This window comes from Pararhizobium sp. LjRoot235 (assembly GCF_964254145.1).
In the GTDB taxonomy this organism is placed as follows: domain Bacteria; phylum Pseudomonadota; class Alphaproteobacteria; order Rhizobiales; family Rhizobiaceae; genus Pararhizobium.
Genome location: NZ_CAXUSP020000001.1, coordinates 1,626,808 through 1,643,628, shown reverse-complemented (window position 1 = coordinate 1,643,628; position 16,821 = coordinate 1,626,808). Strand labels below are relative to the sequence as shown.

Here is a 16,821-nt window from a genome sequence, read left to right as displayed (position 1 = left end):
TATAGCAAACAGTTACTCGGACACATATTTGTGGATGATGGAGTTGATCAGCGTTTGATAGGGGATGCCTTCCTGCAGGGCGCGCGACTTCAGCCGCGCGAGATCGCCTTTTGAGACGCGCAAGGAAATCTTTTCACGATCGTCACTGAATGCCGCCCGCGCCATGGCCTCCAGTTCCTTCCGGCGATCAGCCGTCAGCACGCTGGCAGGAAGCCCCTTGTCATTCTCCAAGGCTTCGATCAGCCCAGCTTCCTCGTCATCGATGTAAGCGCCGATTTCAGGCTTCTTCGACATCACTTTCTCCTGACATATAAATCTGCCTGAGCCTTCGGCTCGGAAACGCCGTCTTCAAAAACAGATTGCCGTTCGCGTCCTGCACATAAGGAACGGCATACACGTACCCAGAGAACAGAACCGCGAGCATCCGCTGGTTCGGGTACTTTTCACGGTTTGGATGCTCGATGTCATCCAGTAGGCCACCGGCATCGATCGCGGCAACGACGTCCTCAAAACAGATATGCCTGTCCGAATGCTCCTTCAGGGCGCGATTTTTCTCGATGCTCCAAAGGAATTTCGGCATACCCTATTGTATGGACAGAGTATGGCTTGTCAAATCTGTTCCTGCAAGGTGCGAATTCGCAGTCACCGCGAATAACCGCCGGTCATTCCGCGCCGCGCGTTGAAACGGTGCCAGGCGTCGATGCGCTTGGGGTGGCGCGCCCGCATCGCGTCCAGCGGCGCAAGAAGCCGCCCTTGCCGCTGCCAGTGCGCATCGAAGATCTCGATGATACGGCGGTTGGGCCAGGGCTTGTTGACGATCGACAGGAGCGCCTCGAAAGCCTCGACTTCGCAGCCCGCACCGAAACGGTGGGCGATGATGCCATAGGCGAAGGCGGTGGAACGGCTGACGCCCGCATGGCAATGGACGAGGATGCGGCTGTCATGCTGCTCGATGGCGGGAAGCACTAGGTCGAAAAAGCTTGTGATCATTTCAGGAAAATGGCCGGTGGCCAGCGCGTTTTCCTGATCGCGCAGCCGCACGACATGGTGCGTTGCGCCGCAAATACGCGGGACGAACTCATCGGCCAGTTCCGGATCGAGAAGCGAGACAACGTGCGTCGCCGACCAATCGCCCGCAACTGCGGCGGCGTCGCGCAGGCAGGTGACGCGGACGAACTCACGGACGGCGTTCATGTCCATGGATAAAATCCCTACAGCATCTTCTTGCCGTTCGGCACCGGTCTGTCCACGGCGGTAAGAACAATGTCGCCGTTTTCATCCTCGAAGCCAAGCGTCAGGACTTCCGAGCGGTACGGGCCGATCTGGCGCGGCGGAAAGTTGACGACGCCGAGCACCTGACGGCCGATCAGACTTTCCAGCGTATAGTGAACGGTGATCTGTGCCGACGATTTCTTGCGCCCTATCTCGGGACCGAAATCGATGACGATCTTGAAGGCGGGCTTGCGCGCCTCGGGAAAGGGAGACGCCTCGACGATGGTGCCGGCGCGAATATCGACGCGCTCGAAATCGGCATAGGCGATGGTCTCGGTCATAAGGGAAATCCCGAATTATCCCGCAAGTTCTTCCGCCCGTTTGCGGGCTGCGGCAATCGCCTTGTCGAACAGCGGCTGCATGCCGTCATCGGCCATGAGTATGGAGAGGGCCGCGGCCGTCGTTCCGCCCGGGGACGTCACGTTCTGGCGCAGTTTCGAAGCGTCATCGGGGGACTGGTGTAAAAGTTCACCAGCCCCCGCGACGGTTTCCCGCGCAAGCCGCATGGCGAGGTCCGCCTGAAGACCGGCCTTGCGGCCGGCTTCCGCCATGCACTCGACGAGATAAAAGACATAGGCCGGGCCGCTGCCCGATACGGCCGTGACGGCATCGATATCGGCTTCGGTTTCGACCCATTCGACCGGGCCGCTGACTTTCAAGAGATTGTGCACGAGGTCGCGTTGTGTCGCGGATACGGCTGCGTTGGCAAAGGCGCCGGTGACACCGCGGCCGATCATCGCCGGCGTGTTCGGCATGGCACGCACCATGGCGGCCTCGCCGAGATGAGACTGCATGAAAGAGAGGGTCGTACCCGCGGCAACCGAAACGACCACCGTCTCGGACCCGACAAGATCTTTGAGCGGCGGCAGCACCGTTGCCATCATCTGCGGCTTGACCGCGAGGAAAAGAACGCCGGCCTTCAGGTCTGCAGATGCTGTGGTTTCGTGGCGTACGCCATTGTCGGCGATCAGCTTTGCCATGGCCGGCGCAGGGCCGGGATCGATGACGAGGATATTGGAGCCCGCAATGCCGCTTTTCAGCCAGCCGGCAAGCATGGCGCCGCCCATGTTGCCTGCGCCGATAAGGACGATTGGTCCTGAAGCATTCATGCTCATCGTCATGCCTCTCCGACAGTTTCGAACATCACCGCCTCGACCGCGCTCTGCGCATCGATGCCGGACCAGACGACGAACTGGAAGGCCTGGAAATAGGATTCGCAGGCTTCGAGCGCGCTGGACAAAAGCACCTCCACCTGCTGGTTGGTTGGCTCGGCACCGCCGGCAAGCAGAAGCGACTGGCGGAAGATTACCACATCTTCCTGGCGCCAGAGATCAAAATGCCCCATCAGCACCTGGCCATTGATATGGGAAAGCAGCCGGATCACTTCGTTGACACGGCTTTCGGGAACTTTGATGTCGAAGGCGCAAGCGAGATGCAGCGCCTCGAATTCCTCCATCCAGGAGAAGGAAACATGATAGTCGGTCCACTTGCCCTCAACCGACATGGCGATCTCGTCTTCGCCTGAGCGTTCGAAACTCCAATCATTGTTGGCTGCGACGAACTCGATCATGTCGACCGGGTTCGATTGGCGCTCAAGTTCCAGTTCCATCAGGCTCATGCATCACCCCAAAAGTCCCAGTGCAGGCATGCGTCGTCGCGCTCACACACGAAGGCTGCAAACTCAAACACCAGAAACGAACACTTATGATTGCCGGAAACACGACTATCCTGACTGATGTACCCTGTCTGGAGCTTGCGTGATCCGTTTCGAATCATCATTTAAAATCAGTGTATAATGCCGGAGTCCGCATGAAAGCCCCCAGCACGAAAAATAGCGCCGGCGGTTGTGGATAGGCTCTCTCAAATTGATTCAGCGCCGGTTCATAAGCGACTCTGCCGTAAGCATTTTTTGGCAGTGTCCACAGGGTGAAAAATTTATGAAAAATGCTGTTGAGACCGCAGTTGAGGACAGGCGCATTGTGCCGGTCCGGGACGCACGCGCCAAAGGCGAGAAAAAAGCGGCGGCGCAACCAGCACCGCCCTCGAATCTTTATTTTCCGGCCTCGGACAGGCGCGCTTCGAGCGCCGCGATCCGGGCCAGAAGCGCGTCGTTCTCCTCGCGCGCTTTCAGGGCCATCTCCCTGACCGCCTCGAACTCCTCGCGCTTGACGATGTCCATCGAATTCAGCAGGCGCTCGCCCTGCGCACGGAAGACGGTTTCCATCTCACGCCGCACGCCCTGAGCGGCGCCGGCAGCGTCCGTCATCAGCTTGGCGAAGTCATCCAGAATGCGGTTTGTGCCTGTACTCATCGTCTCGGTCTCCGTCCTCGCGTCCATTACCTGCCATTGCAGGCTTGAGAGAGGAGGTAGGAGGACGGGCGGGCCGATGCAAGGAAAAATACCGGGATGACCGCCTTTCCTTCGCCAAACGCGGCTTGACCACCTCTCCCCGGGAGCCCATGTTCCGCCAAAACAACGAACCGGGCTGAAGCAAGACCTTGGAAACAATACCGACACTCTTCTCGATCATGCCGTTCCCGGATATCGATCCGGTACTGATCTCCATTGGCCCATTGCAGATCCACTGGTACGGCCTTGCCTATGTGGCGGGCATTCTGATCGGCTGGCAATATGCCCGCAGGCTGGCTCGCAATACGGCCCTGTGGCGCAATGAGACGCCGGCCATCACCGAAGCCCAGCTCGATGATTTCCTGCTCTGGGTCGCTGCCGGCATCGTCGGCGGCGGGCGCATCGGCTATATTCTCTTCTATGATCTCGCAAGGGTTCTGCAGAACCCGATCCGGGCGCTGGAAATCTGGAACGGCGGCATGTCCTTTCATGGCGGCTTGCTCGGCACGATGATCGCGATGATCCTGTTTGCCCACCGCAACAAAATTGCCGTCTGGAGCCTTTTCGACATCGTTTCGGCCGTCGTGCCGATCGGCCTTTTCTTCGGGCGGATCGCCAATTTCATCAACGGCGAACTCTGGGGCCGGCTGTCGTCCATGGCCTGGGCGGTGGTCTTCCCGACCGGCGGTCCCTTTGCCCGCCACCCGAGCCAGCTCTATGAGGCCGCACTCGAGGGCCTCGTCCTCCTGACCGTTCTTGCCGTGATGATCTACCGCCGCCACGCCCTCAAAACGCCGGGCCTGGTCTGCGGCGTCTTTGTCGCCGGGTACGGGCTCGCCCGCATCTTCGTCGAATTCTTCCGCGAGCCGGATGCGCAGATCGGCTACCTCCTCGGCGGCTGGCTCACCATGGGCATGCTTCTGTCGCTGCCGATGGTCTTCATCGGCCTCTGGGCGATTGCACGCGCGCGCCGCGCAAGTGCTGCAACCGCGTGAGAGGGCCGCATGACGACGCTTCTTGCAGAAAAGATCAAGGCCATCATTCTCGCCAACGGCCCGATCAGCGTGACCGACTATTTCTCGCTCTGCCTGGCTGACCCGGAACACGGCTACTACAAGACACGCGAACCCTTCGGCCGGTCGGGAGACTTCATCACGGCGCCGGAGATCAGCCAGTTGTTCGGCGAGATGATGGGCATCTTCCTCGTCCAGGCCTGGCAGCGGCACGGCGAGCCGACGCCGGTCAACATCGCCGAGATCGGCCCGGGCCGCGGCACGATGATGGCGGACATCATGCGCGTCATCGCCAAACTGTCGCCGGCACTCTACGAGGCCGCCAATGTCCATCTGGTGGAAACCAGTGAGCGGCTGCAGAAGGTCCAGAGCCAGACGCTGGTCGCGCACAAGTTCAAGATTTCCTGGCACGACAGTTTCGATACGCTGCCGGACGGTTTTCTGCTTTTGGCGGCCAACGAGTTGTTCGATGCCGTTCCCATCCGCCAGTTCGTCAAGACTGCGCAAGGGTTCCGAGAAAGGCTTGTCGGCCTCGATGCCGATGGTGAACTGACTTTTGCCGCCGGCGTCGCCGGCATCGATCCGGGTCTCCTGCCGCCAGCCGCCGCAAACGCCCCGCCAGGCGCCATTTTCGAGATCGCCCCTGCCCGTGACGCCGTGATGACGGCGCTTTGCCAACGCATCAGGACAAGCGGCGGGACGGCAGTCATCATCGACTATGGCCATATCGCGACAGGTCTCGGCGATACGTTGCAGGCGGTGCGCGAGCATCAATTCGATCCACCGCTCAAACACCCCGGTGAAGCGGATATCACCAGCCATGTCGATTTCGAGCAACTTGCCCGGCGCGCCGCGACGGAAGGCCTGCAGATCAACGGGCTGACCTATCAGGGCGACTTTCTGCTTGCGCTGGGCCTTGCCGAACGCGCCGCAGCGCTCGGCCGCGACAAGGATACGGAGACGCAAGGAAACATTCGCGCGGACGCAGAAAGGCTGGCTGGTGCCGGCGAAGGAAAGATGGGGGAACTGTTCAAGGTCCTCGTCGTCAGCAGCCCGAATGTCGCTCTCGTGCCCTTCCAGAAATAGCAGCTGGCCAGAGCCGGCGGCGACACCGGCTGTCGTTTCGACGGATTGACAGCGGCGGCCCCTGAGGCCAACATCCGGCCAAATCAGCCGGGGGCGGTAGGTCCGATATGCCCGCGGAACCAACCGCATTGCAGCATTTCGAAAGGGCGAAACCACCGATGAAGGATGATGCCCTGCCCCTGCCCGTGCAAAGCCCGCTTCTGTCCGAACGGGCGGGAAACGCTGTAAAACATGGCTACTTCACCCGTGCAGGTGGCGTTTCAGAAGGCATCTATCGAGGCCTGAATGTCGGGCTTGGCTCGAATGACGAGCGCTCCCGCGTGGAAGAGAATCGCGCCCGTGTCAGCGCTTGGTTCGGCGCAGGGCCGCACAAGCTGGCAACGGTGCATCAGGTCCATTCGCCGGATGCCGTTATCGTCGACGGCAGCTACAACGGCACGCGAGTCCCAGCGGACGCGCTTGCAACGGCGACACCAGGTCTGGTGATCGGTGTGCTTTCGGCTGATTGCGGCCCCGTTCTTTTTGCGGATGCGCATGCGGGCGTCGTCGGCGCCGCGCATGCCGGCTGGAAGGGCGCATTGACCGGCGTGCTCGAAAGCACGATCGGCGCAATGATCTCGCTCGGCGCTCGCCGCGAACGGATCATCGCCAGTCTTGGGCCTTCGATCAGCCGCCGAAACTACGAGGTCGGTTCGGAGTTCGTCGAGCGGTTCCTCGAAAAGGATCCTGGCCACGAGATCTTCTTTGCCCCCTCGCCGCGCAAAGGTCGCGCCATGTTCGATCTCCCGGGACTGACGATCAAGCGGCTGACCGAGGCGGGCGTCACGGCGGAAAATCTCGATATTTGCACCTATGCGGACGAGGAGCGCTTCTACTCCTACCGCCGAACCACCCATCGCAGCGAGCCGGACTACGGCCGGCAAATCTCTGCAATATCCATTCGGGAGAGATGACATGGCACTGCATTTCACGCAGGACGAATTCGCGAGCCGGCTTGAGCGGCTGACGACCAGGATGAAGGAGGAAAAGCTTGCCGCCATGCTGCTGTTCGCGCAGGAAAGCATGTACTGGCTGACCGGCTACGATACCTTCGGTTACTGCTTCTTCCAGACGCTGGTGGTGAAGGCAGATGGATCGATGGTGCTGCTCACGCGCTCGGCCGACCTGCGCCAGGCCAAGCACACCTCCAACATCGAACGCGTCGAGATTTGGGTCGACCGCGTCAATGCCGACCCGACCATGGACCTGAAGAACCTCTTGAGCGATCTCGACCTGCTCGGCACGCGCATCGGCATCGAATACGACACGCATGGCATGACCGGCGGCATCGCCCGCCTGCTCGATCATCAGTTGACGAATTTCGGCGAACTGGTCGATGCCTCGCTGCTGGTCAGCCGCCTGCGCCTGATCAAGACCCCGGCGGAAATCCTCCATGTCGAGAAGGCGGCAAGCCTTGCCGACGACGCGCTCGACGCCGCCCTTCCGCTGATCCACGCAGGCGGCAGCGAAGCCGCCATTCTGGCCGCCATGCAGGGCGCGGTCTTTGCCGGTGGCGGCGACTACCCGGCCAATGAATTCATCATCGGGTCGGGCGCCGATGCGCTTCTGTGCCGCTACAAGGCCGGGCGCCGGACACTGGACGCGCAGGACCAGCTGACGCTGGAATGGGCAGGCGTCAGCGCCCACTATCACGCCGCGATGATGCGCACGGTCGTCATCGGCGAGCCGACCAATCGCCACCGCGAGCTCTACAGCGCCTGCCGCGAGACGATTCAGGCGATCGAGATGGTCCTCAGGCCCGGCAACACCTTCGGCACCGTCTTCGACATGCATTCGAAGATCATGGACGAACGCGGCCTTGCGCGCCACCGGCTCAATGCCTGCGGTTATTCGCTCGGCGCCCGCTTCTCGCCATCCTGGATGGAACACCAGATGTTCCACATCGGCAATCCGCAGGAGATCGCGCCCAATATGTCTCTTTTCGTGCACATGATCATCATGGACAGCGACAGCGGCACGGCCATGACGCTCGGCCAGACCTACCTGACCACGGAGGGGGCGCCGAAGGCTCTGTCACGCTATGGACTGGACTTCATAACTGCTTAGGAAAATTGATCTACCGTTCGCGGGACAGGCGGAGAAAGGTGGGGGCCTTGATCACTCCGTCGCCCGAGGAAACCGGACGGTAGAACGATGCGCAAATCGATCATGCTCATTGCAGGCCTTGGAATTGCTGCGGCCCTTTCGGGCTGCAACAGCATGGATGATCTAACCCCACAGGTCGATGTCGGCGGCGGTACCTTTCGCTCCCCGCCCGTCAACCAGTCCGACCTCGACGCCATGTCGCAGCAGACCGTTGAGGTCCCTCCGCAGTCGACGACACCGGTACAGAGCACGCAGTTCGCTTCACCCGTACAGGAGGGGTTTGTCGAAGGGCCAACCGGCACGGTTCTCGCCCAGGGCGACGTCGAATATACCGATCCGGCCGGATCGCTGGACGCACAGGCAGGACGCCTGCAGCAGGGGCAGGTCCCGACGCAGCAGAGAGTCTCGCGTCGTGCCGCCATCGCAGAATCGACCGAGACGACGTCTCTCGACGAAACCGCCCCGGCCGAACAACAGCAATCCGCAGAGCCGCTTCGTGCCGAGGAAGACACACCTGAGATCCAAAAGCCGCAGGAGGCAGCAGCAATCGCCCCGGCAACAACGGCCGGAACCATCCGCTTCCTGCCGATCATTGGCGCCCCCGTCGAGGCCGTCACGCCTCTGTCGAAACAGCTTGGCAACGAGGCGCGCTCGCATGGCCTGTCGATCAAGAGCGCATCCGATACCAGCAGTCAGCACATCCTGAAGGGCTATTTCTCGGCGCTGAAGGATGGCGACAAGACGACGGTTGTCTATGTCTGGGACGTGCTCGATGGCTCCGGCAATCGGCTGCACCGCATCCAGGGCCAGGACACGGTCGATGCCACAGCCGCCAATCTCTGGTCGGTCGTGCCGCCGCAAACGATGCAGACGATCGCCACCAGGACGATCGCCGAATATCTGAACTGGCGCGCGAAAAACGCTGGATAGTCTTGCCGAACGCCTGCGATACCGCACTTGTGGGCGTCGAATCTCGCTCGCGCGACCATCGTGATGGAAAACTTTTTAGGATAAACCGCGCTGCAACGCGGCAATCCTCTTGCATTCAAAGTCAAGGGCGTTATGAAGCGCGCATAGGCTAGGGACGATCGAGACCCGGCTGGCTTACGGAATTTGCGTGGGTAGCGACCCGCGCCAGCACAGGCGGACCATCGATGAAGGTTTTCGCAGGCAACTCGAACCGGCTGCTCGCCGAAGCGATCTGCAATTATCTCAACTTGCCCCTGGGCAAAGCGACCGTCAGACGGTTTGCAGACCAGGAAATCTTCGTGGAAATTCAGGAAAACGTGCGCGGCGAAGACGTTTTCGTCGTCCAGTCGACATCGTTTCCGACCAACGACCACCTGATGGAACTGCTGATCATGATCGACGCCATGCGCCGATCGTCAGCCCGCCGCATCACCGCCGTCATCCCCTATTTCGGCTATGCCCGCCAGGACCGCAAACCCGGTCCGCGCACGCCGATTTCGGCCAAGCTGGTCGCCAACCTCATCACCGAGGCCGGCGCCGACCGCGTGCTGACGCTCGACCTGCACGCTGGCCAGATTCAGGGCTTCTTCGACATTCCCACAGACAACCTTTACGCCGTGCCTATCCTGGCGCGTGACGTGAAGGAAAACTACAACCTCGAAAACGTCATGGTCGTATCGCCCGACGTCGGCGGCGTGGTGCGCGCCCGCGCGCTTGCCAAGCGCCTCGACTGTCAACTGGCGATCGTCGACAAGCGGCGCGAACGCGCCGGCGAGTCCGAAGTCATGAACGTCATCGGCGACGTCACCGGCAAGGACTGTCTGTTGATCGACGATATCGTCGATTCCGGCGGCACGCTCTGCAATGCCGCCGAGGCGCTTCTGAAGAACGGCGCGACCAGCGTCACGGCCTATATCACCCACGGCGTGCTTTCCGGCGGCGCGGTTGCCCGCGTCACCTCCTCGAAGCTGAAGGAGCTGGTGATCACCGACTCAATCCAGCCGACGACGGCGGTGCAATCGGCCCACAACATCCGCGTCATCTCGACCGCCAGCCTGATGGGCGAAGCGATCAACCGCACCAGCCAGGAAGAATCGGTCTCCAGCCTGTTCGATTGATCAGGCGGCGCGGCGGTGCGAAGGCTCACCGCGACAGGGGAATGGCGCAGGCCTCGCCACCGGTGAACAATCGCGAGCGCGTGAGGAAGCGCCGCTCGCGGCCATTGTCGAGCGAGAACATGCCGCCCCTGCCCGGAACGACATCGATGATCAGTTGCGTGTGTTTCCAGACCTCGAACTGGCTGGCGCTGATATAGACAGGCACGCCGCCGATCTCGCCGAGCTTCACGTCATTGTCGCCGACGATGTATTCATCCGCCGGATAACACATGGGCGACGAGCCGTCGCAGCAGCCGCCGGACTGGTGAAACAGGATATGCGGATGGTCGTGCTGGATTTCCCTGATGAAGGCGAGTGCCGCTTCAGTGGCGAGAACGCGGGGCTGGCCGCCGGTGGCGTCGGTCATGGACTACCCTCCCCTTGAGGGGGAGGGTCGGACCGTAGGTCCGGGGTGGGTTGATCCAACCGCGAATGCCGTCGTCCAGAGAGGCGCTTTCATCATCAGCCCGTTTTCTTCCTTCAAGAGGTTTGGAGTGGGGGCAACTTTCAGCGTAACCCAATAGGTCACCCCCACCCGCAGCTGCGCTGCGACCTCCCCCCTCAAGGGGGAGGTGAGCTATCTCAGAAGAAACCCAGTGCTTTTGGGCTGTAGCTCACCAGCATGTTCTTGGTCTGCTGGTAGTGATCGAGCATCATCTTGTGGGTTTCGCGGCCGATGCCGGACTGCTTGTAGCCACCGAAGGCCGCGTGGGCTGGATAGGCGTGGTAGCAATTGGTCCAGACGCGGCCGGCCTGGATGTTGCGGCCGAAATTGTAGCAGCGATTGGCATCGCGGCTCCAGACGCCGGCACCAAGGCCGTACAGCGTGTCATTGGCGATTTCGAGCGCCTCGGCATCGTCCTTGAAGGTGGTGACCGAGACGACAGGCCCGAAGATTTCCTCCTGGAAGATGCGCATTTTGTTGTGGCCTTTGAACACGGTCGGCTTGACGTAGAAGCCACCGGCCAATTCACCTTCCAGCGTGTTGCGCTCGCCGCCGATCAGTACTTCGGCACCTTCCTGGCGGCCAATGTCCATATAGGACATGATCTTTTCCAGTTGTTCGCTCGATGCCTGGGCGCCGATCATCGTCGACATGTCGAGCGGGTTGCCCTGCTTGATGGCGGCGACCCGGGCAATCGCCTTTTCCATGAAGCGGTCGTAGATCTTCTCATGCACCAGCGCGCGGCTCGGGCATGTGCAAACCTCGCCCTGGTTGAGCGCAAACATCGCAAACCCTTCCAGCGCCTTGTCGAGATAGTCATCATCCTCGGCCATGACATCGGCGAAAAAGATGTTCGGCGACTTGCCGCCCAGTTCCAGCGTCACCGGAATGAGGTTCTGGCTGGCATATTGCATGATCAGCCGGCCGGTCGAGGTCTCGCCGGTGAAGGCCACCTTGTTGATGCGCGGGTTGGTGGCGAGCGGCTTGCCGGCCTCGAGGCCAAAGCCGTTGACGATATTGAGCACGCCCGGCGGCAGGAGATCACCGACGAGATCGATCCAGACGAGGATCGAGGCGGGCGTCTGCTCGGCGGGCTTCAAGATGACGCAGTTGCCGGCGGCAAGCGCGGGCGCCAGCTTCCAGGCTGCCATCAGGATCGGGAAGTTCCAGGGAATGATCTGGCCGACAACGCCGAGCGGCTCATGGAAATGATAGGCGATGGTGTCGTGGTCGATCTCTCCGATCGAGCCTTCCTGGGCACGAACACAGGAGGCGAAATAGCGGAAATGGTCGATGGCAAGCGGCATGTCGGCAGCCATGGTTTCGCGCAGCGGCTTGCCGTTGTCCCAAGTCTCGGCCTTCGCCAGAAGCTCGATATTGTCTTCCATGCGGCTCGCGATCTTCATCAGGATATTGGCGCGTTCCGTCGTCGAGGTGCGGCCCCACTTGTCCTTGGCGGCATGGGCAGCATCGAGCGCCAGTTCGATATCGGCGGCTTCGGAGCGCGCGATCTGGCAGAGAACACCGCCGGTCACCGGGGTGGTGTTGTCGAAATAGCGGCCGCTCACCGGTTCACGCCATTCGCCACCGATGAAGTTGCCGTATTTCTCCTTGAACGGGTTTTCGACGATTTTCTGATGCAACATGTGATTTCTCCTCCTGAACAGACTCCAACAATCTGCTGATTGGAAGGTGCGCCAGAACGGTCCGAACGGATAGGGAGGCGGAGCGCGCTTGGCGGGCAAGTGTCTCAGATGTGCGACAGCCGAATGGCACGAAGCATGCTGCAGCGCGGCAACAACGCCGCGCCGGCATCGGCCGGTCAATGGATCGAGAGCTTTTTCATTTTCCGGTAGAGCGTCGCCCGGCTGATGCCGAGCGCATCAGCCGCCAGCGAAACGTTGCCTTTGGCGCGCGACAGGACACGCCGAAGCGCCGCACGCTCTGCATCGAGAAGATCCGCACCCTGTGCCACAGCCGATTCGTCCAGCAGGTCGGCGGCGGGAACGCCGGCGGCGATGCGCCGGTCGTCCAGATTGAGCCGCAAACGCGCCGCCCGGGTCGCGCCAAGCACGAGATCGTCCCTGTCGATAGCAAGCAGCGCCGGGCTGGTCTTGCCATCGGCGGGCACCAGGAGGATGCGGGCACCACTGAATGCGCGACGGAAGAGATTTGCCTCGATCCGGGCGGCCGCGTCCCGCACCGCCTGCGACATCAGGAGCATCGCCATCTCTCCGGCGTCCTCCCGACAAGTGGAGATGTCGATCGCGGCGGCAACCCGGCCGCAGTGATCGCGGATCGGCGCGGTCGCACAGATGAGGCCGGTGTTGCAACTGAGGAAATGCTGGTCGCGCTGGATGACGACGGCGCGCTCGTCGGCGATCGCCGTACCGATGCCGTTGGTGCCGACGCTCGCCTCGCTCCAGACGGTGCCGGACCAAAGACCTAATCCGCGAAAATCCTTGTCGTCGCCGGCAGCGCCGCGCCGTTCGAGGGCAACGCCGTTGCCATCCGTGAGCAGCAGGCAGCAGCCTGCCCTGCCGACCGTTGAAAACAGCCGGTCGAGTTCACCTTGCGCCTCTTCGATCAGATGCCCGGACTTTTCCCGCGCCGCAAGAAATTCACGCTCCGACAGCCGCAGCGGCGAACGGGCTTCCTCTGGAGAAAGGCCATGCACCGTCAGGCACCGGCGCCAGGATGCCGCAACAGGCGAACTGGCGGCGGCCGATGCATGTTGTGCAATAGAATGAACATGATCCGAATGATTCATCGGCTCTCCTCCCCGAGGGCTGACGCTGACATCACTATAAGCACATTCGGCAAAACGTCCACCTCGACAAAGGTCAAAGGCAAAACGGCCAAGTCGCATTTCGGCCATGGCGCCAGCGCACCCTCAAACTCAGGCGCAACAAAGCAGCCAGAAACCCGCAGTACATGGCCGAGATCATAAACCCATGACCGTTAACCCGGCTTCAGAGCCGTGCCGGCAAACCCGCCTTGCTTGCATTTCGCAGCGTTCTCGGTTATGGACGCGCGTCCGCGCAGACACCCTTGGAGGCAAACGCGGATGAGGCGGTCAAAGGCCTCGGTTCATCCTGTCTTTATAGTAAGCGGATGAGCTCTCCAAAAACACCAGAAAGGTACTGCCATGAGCCACGCATCCTACGAGCTCAAGGCCGAAACGCGCGAACGGGTTGGTAAGGGGTCCTCCCGTGAACTTCGCCGCAACGGTCTTATTCCTGCTGTCATCTACGGTGACAAGCAGACACCGATTTCCATCGCCCTCTCCACGAAGGAAGTCACCCAGAAAATTCACGCCGGTGGTTTCATGACCACGGTCGCCACGATCGACGTCGGCGGCGAAAAGATCCGCGTCCTGCCGAAGGACTACCAGCTGGATCCGGTCCGTGACTTCACCATGCATGTCGACTTCCTGCGCGTCACCAAGGACTCGACCGTCACCGTCGAAATTCCGGTTCACTTCGTCAACGAAGAAAAGTCCCCGGGCCTCAAGATCGGCGGCGTACTGAACATCGTTCGTCACGCAGTCGAGCTGGTCGTTTCGGCCGAAGACATTCCGGAATTCCTGACGGCCGATCTTTCCGGCCTGAAGGTCGGCGACGGCATCCACATCTCGGACATCAAGCTGCCGAAGGGCGCGACCCCGGTCATCACCGACCGCGACTTCACGATCGCCACCATTGCCACCCCGGCCGGCGGCGTTTCGGAAGCAGAAGAAGCAGAAACCGCATCCGAATAATCGATGCTTTCAAAGCTCGATTGACGGCCCGCCCCATTTCCGTGGGGCGGGTTTTTTATTGTTCACCGTAAGCGACGCCATTTGATACTGCTACCGCAGCTAAACTTTTTATCCTGCGATTTCAGTAACATTTAAGGTTTTCGTGATGTGTTGTCGTCGGGGGATTATTCCGGCTTCAGTGTACGAGAATCCTAATGGGACATGGGACTAACAATGCGACCGGGTGCATCTGATGATGCATTCCGTCGAAAACCGCTTTATTGCAATCGTCTGTGGCGCGATGCTGATCTTCGTCGCCCCACTGATCCTGCTGTTTCTGACCTTGTCGTCAGAGCGCGTCGAGCGTGAAAGCCTGCAGAACACGCAGATCCTCATGCAGGCCGGCGCTCAGGCGCTTGGAAAGCCCCTTTGGGATTTCGACACCGATGGAATCTCGCAGATCGCAAAATCGCTGATCGCCAATGCAGATGTCCTGCGCGTCCACGTCGAGGACAGCTCAGCGACGATTTCCGTGCGGCTTCCCGAGGAGCCCCAGGATGTGAGCGTCCCGCACACGACCCTTTCAAAGGAAATCTTCTACAACTCGCAGGACGGTCAAAAATCTGTCGGAACCATGGAAATCTGGGTGTCTGCACCCGGCCTGCTGTCGCGTTTCAGTAAGGACGAACTAACTGTCTTCGTCATTCTGGTCGTCGCTGTCGGCGTCGTTTTCGCCTCCGCCATCGTTGGAAACCGTATCATGGTGATGCGGCCGCTGATGCGCCTCACAGCCGCCATCGAAGCCACGCGGCGGCTCGGATCGCGTCACCATGTAGACTGGACATCGGACGACGAAATGGGCACGCTCGCCCATAACTTCAACGAGATGCAGAGCAGGCTGGAACGCGAGGAGTCGGAGCTGAAGCTGGCGCATGGTCGGGCAACAGACATCTATAATCTCACGCCCTCGATGCTGTTTTCACTGGATCCGGCCAATTGCATCACCGCCGTCAGCGATTATTGGCTGATGGCGACAGGCTATGACCGCGATCAGGTGATCGGACGCACCTTCACCGATTTCGTCGACGAACACTGGCACGAGACCTACCGTGCGCGCCGCAGCAACGGCAGCGCCACGCATGCGAATATCTGCGAAGTCACCGTCCCGTTCATCAAGGCAAACGGCGAAACGATGACGGTGCTCATCCTCGAGATGAAGAGTGCTACGGGCGACGAGCGCGGCGGTCTTTCGCTCTCCGTCATGACCGATGTGACGGAACTCAAGCGAGCCGAAAGCCGCAACCATGCACAGGCGATCACCGATTACCTGACCGGCCTTCTCAATCGCCAGGGCTTCGAGGCGGCCTTGGACGACGCCATTCGCAACGCCGACGAGACTGCGGCGCAATTGGCCTGCATCTTCATCGATCTCGACCGGTTCAAATGGATCAATGACAATTTCGGTCACGCCGCCGGTGATGAGGTGTTGCGCCAGGTCGTCACCCGCATCCGCACGACACTGCGCCCCGATGACACCCTGTCGCGCCTCGGCGGCGACGAATTCGCCATCCTCGTCAATGCCGAGCAAGTCGAGGCCCTGGCAAGCGAGATCGGCGACCGCATCTGCGCCAGCCTGCGCGAACCGTTCCTCGCTGACGGGGCGGAGCTTTCGGTGAGCGCCAGCGTCGGCATAGCGCTGTACCCGGACCATGCGGCGAACGCGGCGGAGCTGCTTCTGAAATCCGACATGGCCATGTATGCCCGCAAACGCGACGGCAAGAATGGCATGCTCGTGTTCGACGCCAGCATGCTCGACAGTGCCCGCGAACGCCACGAGATGGAACAGAACATCGAGGCAGCGCTGAAGGAGGACTGGTTCGAGGCCTATCTGCAGCCGATCGTCAGCCTCTGTGATGGCCGCATCGCCGGTTTCGAAGCGCTTATGCGCCTGAACCATCCGGAAAAGGGCATCCTGCCGCCAGCCAAGATCATCAGCATCGCCGAGGAAACCGGCATGATCGCCCGCCTCGGCGAGCGCGTTCTGGAAAAAGCCATCAGCCATCTCGCGCGGCTGACGCAACTCGAGGGGACGGAGACGACCTATCTTGCCGTCAACTTCTCACCGCTTCAGTTCGAGCAGACGTTGCCGCACAAGCTCGCGGCCCTTCTCCTGAAACATCACATATCCCCTGCCCGCATTGTCGTCGAGATCACCGAAGCCGTGCTGATGCTCGACAATCCGGACGTCCATGCCGTGTTGAAGCAGCTCAGCGAATTCGGCTGCCGCATCGCGCTTGACGATTTCGGAACGGGCTACTCGTCGCTCAGTTACCTCAACCGATTCCCCGTCGATATCGTCAAAGTCGATCAGTCCTTTACCCGGTCGCTGACGACGGGAACGGCCGATATCCGCCGCAAGAGCCGGATGTTGATCAAGGGCATCCGCACCTTTTCCCACCAGATGGGCTGCACCGTCGTTGCCGAGGGTATTGAGACGAAGGAGCAGTGGGAGCTACTGCGCAAGCTCGGTCTCGACTTCGGCCAGGGTTATCTTTTCAGCCGGCCGATGCCGATCGAGAATATGTTACTAATGTTAGAGATGGAATCAGAGGCCAAGGCCACCAGCCACGCATGACGGAAATGGA

General features: G+C 60.9%; 18 protein-coding genes. 8 read left to right on the top strand and 10 right to left on the bottom strand.

Going from position 1 to position 16,821, the window contains the following annotated elements; genetic code table 11:
- Positions 1–12: 12 nt before the first annotated feature.
- From ACSQ2Z_RS07820 to ACSQ2Z_RS07790, 7 genes are all read right to left on the bottom strand, one after another.
- Complete coding sequence (locus ACSQ2Z_RS07820) at positions 13–294, bottom strand: DNA-binding protein (protein WP_436080672.1); 282 nt, start codon at positions 292–294, stop codon at positions 13–15.
- Positions 278–580 (bottom strand): hypothetical protein, encoded by a 303-nt coding sequence (locus ACSQ2Z_RS07815; RefSeq protein WP_436080671.1) that lies wholly within the window; start codon positions 578–580, stop codon positions 278–280. The genes ACSQ2Z_RS07820 and ACSQ2Z_RS07815 overlap by 17 nt, the downstream gene beginning before the upstream one ends.
- A gap of 62 nt (positions 581–642) precedes the next feature.
- Entirely contained in the window at positions 643–1,200 is a 558-nt protein-coding gene (locus tag ACSQ2Z_RS07810; protein WP_436080670.1) for a protein tyrosine phosphatase, read from the bottom strand.
- An 11-nt stretch (positions 1,201–1,211) separates the two neighbouring features.
- On the bottom strand, positions 1,212–1,553 hold the full coding sequence (locus ACSQ2Z_RS07805) for a tRNA-binding protein (protein ID WP_436080669.1): 342 nt from the start codon (positions 1,551–1,553) through the stop codon (positions 1,212–1,214).
- A gap of 15 nt (positions 1,554–1,568) precedes the next feature.
- Complete coding sequence (proC, locus tag ACSQ2Z_RS07800; RefSeq protein WP_436080668.1) at positions 1,569–2,387, bottom strand: pyrroline-5-carboxylate reductase; 819 nt, start codon at positions 2,385–2,387, stop codon at positions 1,569–1,571.
- Between the two features lie 2 nt (positions 2,388–2,389).
- Positions 2,390–2,890: a YbjN domain-containing protein gene (locus ACSQ2Z_RS07795; protein ID WP_436080667.1), complete on the bottom strand. Its 501-nt coding sequence runs from the start codon at positions 2,888–2,890 to the stop codon at positions 2,390–2,392.
- A gap of 432 nt (positions 2,891–3,322) precedes the next feature.
- Positions 3,323–3,583, bottom strand: coding sequence for an accessory factor UbiK family protein (locus tag ACSQ2Z_RS07790; RefSeq protein WP_349435109.1), 261 nt, complete (start codon positions 3,581–3,583; stop codon positions 3,323–3,325).
- Between the two features lie 218 nt (positions 3,584–3,801).
- Here ACSQ2Z_RS07790 and lgt point away from each other — a divergent pair, with 218 nt between their 5' ends.
- The 6 genes from lgt (at position 3,802) to ACSQ2Z_RS07760 (ending at position 9,953) form a co-directional block, all read left to right on the top strand.
- Positions 3,802–4,617 (top strand): prolipoprotein diacylglyceryl transferase, encoded by an 816-nt coding sequence (gene lgt, locus ACSQ2Z_RS07785; RefSeq protein ID WP_436083018.1) that lies wholly within the window; start codon positions 3,802–3,804, stop codon positions 4,615–4,617.
- A 9-nt stretch (positions 4,618–4,626) separates the two neighbouring features.
- Positions 4,627–5,721: a class I SAM-dependent methyltransferase gene (locus tag ACSQ2Z_RS07780; RefSeq protein WP_436080666.1), complete on the top strand. Its 1,095-nt coding sequence runs from the start codon at positions 4,627–4,629 to the stop codon at positions 5,719–5,721.
- A gap of 158 nt (positions 5,722–5,879) precedes the next feature.
- Complete coding sequence (gene pgeF / locus ACSQ2Z_RS07775) at positions 5,880–6,674, top strand: peptidoglycan editing factor PgeF (RefSeq protein WP_436080665.1); 795 nt, start codon at positions 5,880–5,882, stop codon at positions 6,672–6,674.
- 1 nt (position 6,675) lies between these two features.
- Positions 6,676–7,827, top strand: a complete 1,152-nt coding sequence (locus tag ACSQ2Z_RS07770; protein ID WP_436080664.1) for a M24 family metallopeptidase — start codon at positions 6,676–6,678, stop codon at positions 7,825–7,827.
- 87 nt (positions 7,828–7,914) lie between these two features.
- Positions 7,915–8,796: a hypothetical protein gene (locus ACSQ2Z_RS07765; RefSeq protein WP_436080663.1), complete on the top strand. Its 882-nt coding sequence runs from the start codon at positions 7,915–7,917 to the stop codon at positions 8,794–8,796.
- 224 nt (positions 8,797–9,020) lie between these two features.
- Positions 9,021–9,953, top strand: coding sequence for a ribose-phosphate pyrophosphokinase (locus tag ACSQ2Z_RS07760; RefSeq protein WP_436080662.1), 933 nt, complete (start codon positions 9,021–9,023; stop codon positions 9,951–9,953).
- A 25-nt stretch (positions 9,954–9,978) separates the two neighbouring features.
- On the opposite strand, the gene ACSQ2Z_RS07755 is transcribed toward ACSQ2Z_RS07760, so the two are convergent.
- From ACSQ2Z_RS07755 to ACSQ2Z_RS07745, 3 genes are all read right to left on the bottom strand, one after another.
- Positions 9,979–10,359 (bottom strand): DUF779 domain-containing protein, encoded by a 381-nt coding sequence (locus ACSQ2Z_RS07755; protein WP_436080661.1) that lies wholly within the window; start codon positions 10,357–10,359, stop codon positions 9,979–9,981.
- A 215-nt stretch (positions 10,360–10,574) separates the two neighbouring features.
- A complete protein-coding gene (gene adh / locus ACSQ2Z_RS07750; RefSeq protein WP_436080660.1) occupies positions 10,575–12,083 on the bottom strand; it encodes an aldehyde dehydrogenase in 1,509 nt (502 codons plus the stop codon).
- A 176-nt stretch (positions 12,084–12,259) separates the two neighbouring features.
- Positions 12,260–13,207, bottom strand: a complete 948-nt coding sequence (locus tag ACSQ2Z_RS07745) for a helix-turn-helix domain-containing protein (RefSeq protein WP_436080659.1) — start codon at positions 13,205–13,207, stop codon at positions 12,260–12,262.
- A gap of 378 nt (positions 13,208–13,585) precedes the next feature.
- Between ACSQ2Z_RS07745 and ACSQ2Z_RS07740 the strand changes: the two genes are divergently transcribed.
- The gene (locus tag ACSQ2Z_RS07740; RefSeq protein ID WP_436080658.1) at positions 13,586–14,197 is read left to right on the top strand and encodes a 50S ribosomal protein L25/general stress protein Ctc; all 612 of its coding nucleotides are present in this window, start codon (positions 13,586–13,588) and stop codon (positions 14,195–14,197) included.
- Positions 14,198–14,429: 232 nt separating this feature from the next.
- The gene (locus ACSQ2Z_RS07735) at positions 14,430–16,811 is read left to right on the top strand and encodes a putative bifunctional diguanylate cyclase/phosphodiesterase (RefSeq protein WP_436080657.1); all 2,382 of its coding nucleotides are present in this window, start codon (positions 14,430–14,432) and stop codon (positions 16,809–16,811) included.
- The last annotated feature ends 10 nt before the right edge of the window (positions 16,812–16,821 follow it).